Below are 9171 nucleotides of genomic sequence, written 5' to 3'. Positions count from 1 at the left end.
AAGCACGCCGCCAGCGTTCATCCTGAGCCAGGATCAAACTCTCTGATAAAATGTTTGTTCCAAGTTCAAAATCAACATACTAGCTAATTTATCCCTTTTACTGTTTTAAAGGATCTTTCGATCGTTTTGAATTACTTATTCAGAACTTTCGAGGATGTGTTTCACTGTTTAATTATCAAGGATCTCTGCCGTTCCGACTCGGATCAGCTCGTTTATTTTATCACAGAGCTTTTCATTTGTCAAGAACTTTTTTTAATTTATTTTTTTGAAGCTCTTTCGAACTTCCTGAGAACGTTTTGTTCTCTGCCGTTCTCTCGATCAGCAACTCGTTTATTCTATCAAACTCATTTGCTTTTGTCAAGAACTTTTTTCAAGTTTTTTTGAAGTAGTTTTGCAACCCGCGGCAGCCACCCGGCTCCGAACTAGGTTTTTCTGTTTCAAAAGAACTCATTCACTGTAGCTCTCGCTGACAGCTTAGTTATAATAACACCCCCGAAAGCAAAAGTCAACACCTTTTTTCGAATTTTCTTATTTTTAGAAAAATACGGTCAATTCTGCATATTCAGTATTTTATCTGACTATTTCTTTTTTTACTCCATCATCAAAATCTTTTTCGGCTGATATCGTACAATCTGGTATACCATAACCATAGAAGAAGCCAGCACAACCCCCATTCCACAAAGATACAATATTATAATCTGCTGTGTCTTAATTGCAGCCTGCACACCGTTCGAAAGATCTACAGCTATTTTTATCACATTCGCCAAAGGATAAGAAAAAATTACCCCCGCTGTAATTGCCAGCAATACCGGGCAAAAAGATTCCATCAACATCTGCAGCATAATCCGCATCTTTGTTTCTCCAACAGAAAGAAGAATGCCAATCTCAAACATGCGATCCCGCAAATTCATAAGAATCAAAAAACTTAATGTGATAGTTCCAAGGATTACGGAAACTATCACCATGAGATTCGAAATCCCTGCCAGGCTCTTCAGGCTGTCGGCCACCGCTTTATAAGCTGAAACATTTACCGTATAGTCCATATCATATTCTTCTTTGATATATTCCGGCATTTTTTTCGCATCTTCAGCAAACGCTCTTCCTTCTTCCGGGTCCTTCAACTGCAATGTAATTTCTTTTACATTATCATTTTCATTCATCTCATAAACTGGTGTATCCAGGGTATAGATAGCATTTGCTGGGTTATTATATACCACATTTCCACTGTAAGCTGCCTCGTTCGTACTGTAAATACCACTGATTTTAAATGTATACCGCTCCTTTGTGTATGGTGAAAGAACAGCTATGGTATCTCCTATTCCCAGTCCATTCCGTTCCGCAATCCCATCACTGACTACCGCTTCTTCTGCATTCTGCGGTACATGTCCCGAAATCAGTGTAACTACAGAAGAAACAGAACTAAAATACTCGACAGGATCAGATGATCCCTCCACATAAATATTTTCTGTTCCATTTTCTTCCTGTCCGTCCATAATTTCAGCTGTAAAGTTATCCGCCAGAGCAGCTGTCACCGTATTACAGCTGCCAAACCGAATTCTTTCATCAGCGCAGAGTTCCAAATATTTTTGATGTGAAATCGAATTCACACCGCGCGGCTCTTCACTGTATATCTGACGCTCATTCGATACAAGCACGCTTCCTCCGATGCTCGTCCGAATCTCCCATATCCGTTCCCGACTTGCCGCGCGGATACATAAGCCAAACAGGATCAGGATGGATAAAATCAGGAAACTTAAAAACATCAGAATTGTATTTTTTTTATGATAAGAAATACTGCGAAATGCTCTTTTGATCCAGTTCATAAAAACTTTCCCTCCCCCTCATGTTTAATCCTGCAATTTTTTCTTTTCCAGCCGTACCACCACATCTGCCTCCGCGGCAAATGCTTCCGAATGTGTAACTGCTATTACACATTTCTTATCTTCATGAGCCAGCTCTTTGAAAATTTTCACAATGCCAGCCGCCGTATCAACGTCCAGATTTCCCGTCGGCTCATCCGCAAGAATCACCTCTGCATTTGTCGAAATCGCACGCGCAATCGCTACGCGCTGCTGTTCGCCTCCTGAAAGTTTATTGATATTGCGGTTCATCTGATCTTCTGTAATTCCCATTCGTGTCAGAAGTTCCCGCGCCCGTTCTTTTTTGTTTTTAATCGGATTTGACGTAATTTCCATTGCCGCCAGCACATTCTCCAGCGGGGTCAGATAAGGCAGCAGATTATACGCCTGAAACACAATTCCAATCTTGCTGTTTCGATATCTTGTATAGCCAATTTCCCGGATATCTTTTCCTTCAAAGCACACGCAGCCGCTCTTAGGTTCTTCCAGCGCACCCGCCAAAGTCAGCGTCGTTGTTTTCCCCGATCCAGAAGGACCAACAATCGTGTAAAGAGTACCCTTCTCAAATGAATAGCTGGCTTTATCCAAAATATCAATTCTCTTTCCGCCGCTCTCGTAAAAATAGCTTACCTCTTTTAATTCCAGTTCTGCCATATTGTTCCTTTCTACTATAATCTAGTCGCCTCTACATTTTTCCAGTTCTCACTTCCGTAAGAAACCCATCTTTTACCAAATATACTTTATCAAATTTTTCCAGTTTATCATAATGATGTGTAATAAAAATCACAGATTTTTCCGGCATTTCTTCTGTTATAATTTTATAAAGATATTCATTGGCTTCTACATCAAATCCACTGGACGCTTCATCAAAAAGCATAACCGGCGCATCTTTCAATAGTGCCCGTGCAACCACAAGCTTTTGTCTTTCTCCTCCTGAAAGAAATGCTCCATCATCTCCTATTTGTGTTTTTTCTTTTTCTGGAAAACGTTGCAAGTATTTTTTCACGCCACTTTTCCTTAGTACCTCATTCAGTTTTTGTCTGTCTGCTTTCCCCTCCAAATCTATATTCTGCACAATGTCCCCCAAAAACAACGCTGATTTCTGACTCACAACAGAAAAAAGGCTTCGGTATTCTGATAATTTTAGCACTTTTATATTTTCACCATTACATAAAATTTCTCCTTCTTCCGGTTCATAAAATCGTAATAGTAATTCCAAAATTGTTGATTTTCCACTTCCATTTTTTCCAATAATAGCCACTTTTTCTCCCGGCTCAAGTTTAAAAGATACTTTCTTTAACACTTCCCTATCCTTTGTATACTGAAATCTCACATTTTTAAATTCTAATATTGGCGAAATCTCTTTTTCCACTCTTTTACTTCCACTTCGTTCCTCTTCCATATTCAAAAATGTATAAAGTCGTTCAGCGGACGGTTTGACACTTGCAAAATGCATACGCAGATCAATTAAACTATTTACCGGTCTTGTAACATAACTAGAATAAGAAACAAAAGCAAAAACTGAACCTATGGAAATTTTTCCCACGAACACCAAATATCCACCAACTAAATAAATAAGAATTGTTACACCCCACTCTAAAACAGCATCCCCAAAAATATTCCATGTCTCAATCATGGTTCCTTTCATTTCAACCGCTAACGATTTACAAATCTGTTTTAAAAATTCGCATTTTCTTAATTCATATAGATTCCACAATTTAATTTCTTCCACAGTATTAATTGTATCGCCAAGCCATCCTCCAAATTGTTGCTCAACTTGAATATACATTTTCATGTTTTTCTCACGCTTTTTAGCAAGACATTTTACTAACACGTATTTCACTGGAATTACTATCACTACAATGCATAACAGTTCAGGACTCAACAGCATAAGTCCAGCAAGTCCACTAATTACACGAAAAACATACGAAAAGCTCATCACTACATATCTATCTGTCATAGACGCAACCTGAGATACATCGCATTGTAACATTTGCACTATTTCCATACTATTTTTCATTTGAAAATAATGTTTTTTTAAATGCAATAATTTTCGAAATACATTGCAATACAAGTTCTTATAGAATGAATTATGTATTTCTGCAAAAGTTTTTGCCTGCACAACTTCAATCATTAAATATACCAGCACACAAACAAATAAACCGGCTACTCCATTAACAATTTGGGGCATATTTTTTTCGAGTATTCCGATGTCTGTGATCTGTTTTATCAATAATGGTTGCAGAAATACAGTTACTGTAGAAACAATAGTGCTTATACTCAAAATACCTATTTCTTTTTTTATATTTGAGTAACTCTTTTAAAAAATATAAACATTTATTATTCTCTATTATTTTCTTCATTGTTCACAAATATAATATTTTTAATCCTTTAAGCAAACACTGATTCCTATTAGTCCAACCATACACACCCCAAGAAATATGTCCATCCAGACTATTTTCCCACTTTGCTTTTCTCCACTCGAAGGAGCCTTAAAAAATACTTTTTCAAAGCCTGTATCATTTTTATCAAAATATTTTTGTCCTATAACCTCTTCTTTCGTTTCATTCTCCTTCTTCTCAAGCCAATACTGGATCGAAATTTCCTGCATTTCTTCACCACCATATTCGGCTCTTTGATTATCTTTTGCAAGTTCTTCCGCTATTTTTCCGCCAAAAATCTTCATCGCACTATCTTGACTTTCTTCATAGGGTTTTCCAGCTCCCAAAAATAAAAATTGTCCTACTTTCTCCACGCTATCTGGAATCCGTATTTTTGACAAAGAAGAGCAATACATAAAGGCATTATCACCAATGCTCTCTAAACCATCATAAAAATAAATCTGTGTGATTCTAGTTCCCTGAAATGCGCTTTTTCCTACCTTTTTTAGTGTTTTTGGCATTACAATGCTGATAAACCCAGCAGTTGTATCACTGTACTGACCATCTTCCGCAAAGGCAGATTCCCCGATTTCAACAATGCCTTCGGATATCTGCACTGCCCGAAGATCCGTTTTTCTCAAAAAGCAGGAATCTCCGATTCTCGTCACTTCTTTCCCACCTACTTCTTTCGGTGTGACAATCACGCTTTCCGTCCCGATATAGTTTCGTAAAGTTACAGTTTCATCTTCTTCCACGCTATACTGGTAATCTCCCTCTTGGAGCCAGTCTGCCTGTAGCGAAACCTGTGTCGTTCCAGATTCCACTGCAAAAACGTCTTCCCGCCATACCAGCACCAGAACCATCGCTACGATCATTATCATTCTTTTTTTCTTCATGAACACCTACTTTCTGTCCAGCAATATAGATGCCGGGCTTTCTCTAGTTATTTTGCCGACTTGCAGAATTAATATCAAAAGGAAAAGATCTAAAATACCAAGAATCATCCCCGTCATGATTTTCCAGTTCCACTCAATGGACAAATCCGTATCAACAGTTACTCCCGTTGATTCATACGCAGCTATTTCGCTTGTCGGGAGCGCGTTTTTAATATTTCCCGACAGATCTTCATTTTCCTGCTCCACTTTCTCAGCCTGATTCGAAATCATCCGATCTGCGAAATACTCTGCTGTTGGTGTCGCACACAGCGCCGCAAAAACCAGGGCAATCAAAACCGGAACCAAATTCTCCAAAACGAACTGTCCTAAAATCCTTTTCCTGTGTTCCCCCATCGAAAGTAAAATTCCAATCTCACGTTTTCGCCCTTTGACTGACAGGCTGGTCAGAATGCCGAACAGTAAAATTCCGGCAGTCACAAATCCTACGATCATATATCCTATCAGACGATTCAATTTTTCAACAGGTTTCGCAACCATCTCATACCATTCCTTGTTTCGAATCAACTGATAGGACCATTCTCCAGATTCCAAATCCTGCTGTGATATTACCATTGGCTTTACGCTGGAACGTATTCCATTTTCATCGGTCTGTACAACATCATCCACACTTCCTATTTTTATTTTGTTTTTTGTTTCTTCTATGAATGGTTCAACTGATTTTGTATCTTTCAAATAGACCGTAACTGTATTAAATCCCACATTTTGAATTTTTAATGCTTTCATAGAATACTCGCAGAAAATATCCAGTGGAATAAAAATTAAATTATTGTGCCAGTCATTCACAACGGAATCGGACTGATAAACCTCTGGAGTTCTGTAAATGCCTCGAATTTTGAAACTAATTTCTTCCGGGGCACTTACTTTATAGTATTCGATCGTTCCCTGCTCCATTTTATATTTAACAGTATCGCCCACATGGAGATGATTTTTTTCGGCGTATTTTTCTCCTACCACAGCTTCGTATTTGCCCCGTTCTCCGTAGCTCAGTCCGCTTCCTTCCACAATCCTGTAACCCTTTGCCAGAAAATAGGTATCGTATGCGCAGTCCAGTGTTCCAACAGCCGTCATCGTATACATGCCTGAATCTTTCAGATAACCTTTTAGGCGCTGTTGTGTCTCCTCGCTGATATATGTTTCCGTATCCACCGGATCAAGCCAATATGTTCCCGCTTCCATGGTGTACCCCTGAACATAATTGCTGTCAATGAACTTTTCTACGATTGCGGACGGGATCGCATATACAGTACATGATTTTCCAGCTTCTCCCTCGGCCGGCCCGCGCAGAGTAATAGAGTTGGCCAATGTTTCCTGTGCTCTTTTCACTTTATTTCCACTTGCAATTCCAATCATCAGCATAGAAAATATCGCCAGGAAAAGTACTAAAAACAGTATGATATACATCAATGTTTTCGCAGGAGTACTTCTTAATTTTCTGCTTGCTCTTTTCAACATATTCTTTCTTCCCCCTATATATTTCAAAATGCGACAAGTCTTATGTTTAATTTTCAAGTGTCCAAATAATCCTATCGCTCAATTTTTTCTTATTTTGAGAATACACTTTTAATATCAACAACTGATATTTTTTTCAAATGCTCAAAATCCCTTTCCTTGTCAATTAATTTTAAAAAACACATCTTTTTTGTTCAAAACTCGCATCCATATCAATTGCAAATTCTGATATTCCAATATCATTAATTGTAATATCATATCTTTTTTGAACCTCATCTTTAACATGACTAATAAACGCTTCTTCATAGCGCATATATGGTAGCATCAAAACACTATAATCTGGTTCTATTGCACACATAAACAATTGTGTAGTAATGCCAAAATCATTAGAATATTGTGGATTAAACGAGAGACATGCTCCTGGTATCCCAACAATTACAATATCATAATCTTGTTCTAACCGCTTTACAGCCGCATTTATATTTATAATTATCTCTTCATTCCTATTTTTCCCATTTAAATATTTCTTTTCAAAGCAAAATGTATCTTTCCCAATTAATCCATTTAATCCAGAAACAATTGCTGCAACTTTATATCCTTTTTGTTTCAAACATTTTTGCAGTTCTAATTCCATTTTCAATTTTCCACTATTTTGTGTCAAACCCAAAACGCAAATAACCGGAATATTTATCTTTCTTACTCTTAAATCGTCACACTTTTTTTGAATTTTTAATTTTTTAGCAACAACGACATTTTCATAATGCTGATCTATCTCTAAACTGTTCCTGATATTATTAATAGAACTATCGTTATGGATTTCTGCTTTGCTGTTTTCACCACGCTCTTTATATATTCAGGCGATGCATCGTGCCAACTTTCAAGAAGAATTAACACTTCACATTCTTTTATAATATTACCTATTCCCTCCTCTATTATTATCTCACTACCATCACAACGTTGAATTTTTTTCCCGCAAAGTCCCCATGCTTTTATTGAAGCAATATGCATAATTTCACCATATCTACATTCATGTATGTTCTCAAATAGTGTTATACTTTCTTGATCTACCGGAAATATACCTACTCTTTTTAACATTTTCATTCATACTCCTCAAATTTATAACCAAGTTCTTTTAAAGTACAGTAATTTTTCATTGCCTCTTCAAATCCCCCTCTAACCTTCCAGCAATGTTTTTCTATTTCTTTATTTGAAATATTTTTAGTGTCATCTGCACATGCTATACAAATTGTGCAATGTTGATATGCCCAACAATCCTTACACCGGTCTTGCGAATATCGTTCTATATTTAGCAAATTTAACACTTTGTTTTTATCTATTCCTTTTTTTATATCACCTATTTTGGAAACTTCTGATATTTCACTCACTCGCTCACACGGATATATATTTCCTTCTGCTGTTACAAAAATTTTTTTCGCGCCTGGAATACAGGGACCACTATGATGATTTACCTTTGAAATCTCTTCTTGCATTTTTTCCTCATGTTGTTTAATTTCTCTCATTTCATTATCAAATTCTTCTTTTACTGCTCTAGCCACAAATTTTTCATTAATTCGTTTTATTTTGAAAGAAAACATTTAAAATATTCATATTCCTGTTCTTCAACAAATTCTCCGCTAAATTCACATTGTTTATCCGTATAATTATCATTCAAAACAGATATTCTACTCAAATTTTTCGAAATCAGCTATCTTTATCCAAAAACTCATATATTGTTCTTAACTCATTTTGGGGATCTAACACTGTGTTGAAAGACACATTTTTTTTATAATATTTTCTGTCCATACTATATATCATTTTCATGCTATCTCTCAATTTTTCAAATGATCCTCTATTACTTCCTGCAAATATTCTATTTTTATCGTGCACTTCTTTAGGCCCATCCAAACTAAACATAATTTGTATATTATTTTTAATAAAATACTGAACAATTTCTGGTGTAAACAACGTTCCATTAGTGGTCAAATTAAAATGTACCGTTCTTTGGCAATATTCTCTCTTCACATACTCAACTACTTCTTTTATCAATCTGAACATTAATAATGGCTCTCCGCCATAAAATGATATATATATGTCTTCGCTAGACATCGAATGCCCATACAAATAATCTACTGCTTCTTTTGCAGTTTCCCAGCTCATTTCTTTTTGACTATGATTTCTATTTTTGTAATCACCAGAATAAACACAATAACTGCAACGCAAATTACATTTTTGTGTCACTTGCAAAACTAACTGATTCATTCTATTTTCTAAATAAGATTCTAAAAAGTCCGTAGCAAAATGTTTTACCTCTTCTACCCGCGTTCTTTTCAAATATCCTTCATTTATTAGCTTTTCTATTTCTCTTTCCGCTTTTTCATCCCAAATATTGTTTTCCAAAAAATTATATGTTTCGAAAGACACCTGAATAATTTTATCAGTATTCACATCATATACATAATATTCTTTTGCAGTTTTGAAACAATGAATAAATGGTTTATGCATGTTCTTTTCCTCTTGTTTTATATG

The 9171-nt window shown here is 36.3% G+C and carries 9 protein-coding genes; all 9 read right to left on the bottom strand.

Translation table 11 applies throughout. From position 1 onward, the window contains the following. Positions 1 to 590: 590 nt before the first annotated feature. Positions 591 to 1823, bottom strand: coding sequence for an ABC transporter permease (locus DXA93_RS17355; protein WP_055226878.1), 1233 nt, complete (start codon positions 1821 to 1823; stop codon positions 591 to 593). 24 nt (positions 1824 to 1847) lie between these two features. After that, on the bottom strand, positions 1848 to 2513 hold the full coding sequence (locus DXA93_RS17350; RefSeq protein ID WP_055226876.1) for an ABC transporter ATP-binding protein: 666 nt from the start codon (positions 2511 to 2513) through the stop codon (positions 1848 to 1850). Positions 2514 to 2544: 31 nt separating this feature from the next. Further along, on the bottom strand, positions 2545 to 4143 hold the full coding sequence (locus tag DXA93_RS17345; protein WP_119208881.1) for an ABC transporter ATP-binding protein: 1599 nt from the start codon (positions 4141 to 4143) through the stop codon (positions 2545 to 2547). A 99-nt stretch (positions 4144 to 4242) separates the two neighbouring features. Beyond that, positions 4243 to 5136, bottom strand: coding sequence for a leucine-rich repeat domain-containing protein (locus DXA93_RS17340; protein ID WP_022463281.1), 894 nt, complete (start codon positions 5134 to 5136; stop codon positions 4243 to 4245). 6 nt (positions 5137 to 5142) lie between these two features. Then, positions 5143 to 6552 carry an ABC transporter permease gene (locus tag DXA93_RS17335; RefSeq protein WP_158554998.1) on the bottom strand — a complete coding sequence of 470 codons (1410 nt, stop codon included), beginning with the start codon at positions 6550 to 6552 and terminating at the stop codon, positions 5143 to 5145. Positions 6553 to 6817: 265 nt separating this feature from the next. Continuing rightward, on the bottom strand, positions 6818 to 7279 hold the full coding sequence (locus DXA93_RS17330; RefSeq protein WP_330427419.1) for a hypothetical protein: 462 nt from the start codon (positions 7277 to 7279) through the stop codon (positions 6818 to 6820). Positions 7280 to 7419: 140 nt separating this feature from the next. Continuing rightward, positions 7420 to 7740 carry a hypothetical protein gene (locus DXA93_RS17325; RefSeq protein ID WP_119208877.1) on the bottom strand — a complete coding sequence of 107 codons (321 nt, stop codon included), beginning with the start codon at positions 7738 to 7740 and terminating at the stop codon, positions 7420 to 7422. A 2-nt stretch (positions 7741 to 7742) separates the two neighbouring features. Further along, complete coding sequence (locus DXA93_RS17320; RefSeq protein WP_147399087.1) at positions 7743 to 8201, bottom strand: SPASM domain-containing protein; 459 nt, start codon at positions 8199 to 8201, stop codon at positions 7743 to 7745. Between the two features lie 145 nt (positions 8202 to 8346). Next, positions 8347 to 9171: radical SAM protein (locus tag DXA93_RS17315; RefSeq protein ID WP_119208873.1), on the bottom strand; the 825-nt coding region annotated here is incomplete at its 5' end.

Source organism: Blautia sp. OF09-25XD (assembly GCF_003482095.1).
GTDB lineage: Bacteria > Bacillota > Clostridia > Lachnospirales > Lachnospiraceae > Fusicatenibacter > Fusicatenibacter saccharivorans.
This window is presented reverse-complemented; position numbering and strand designations above follow the sequence as displayed.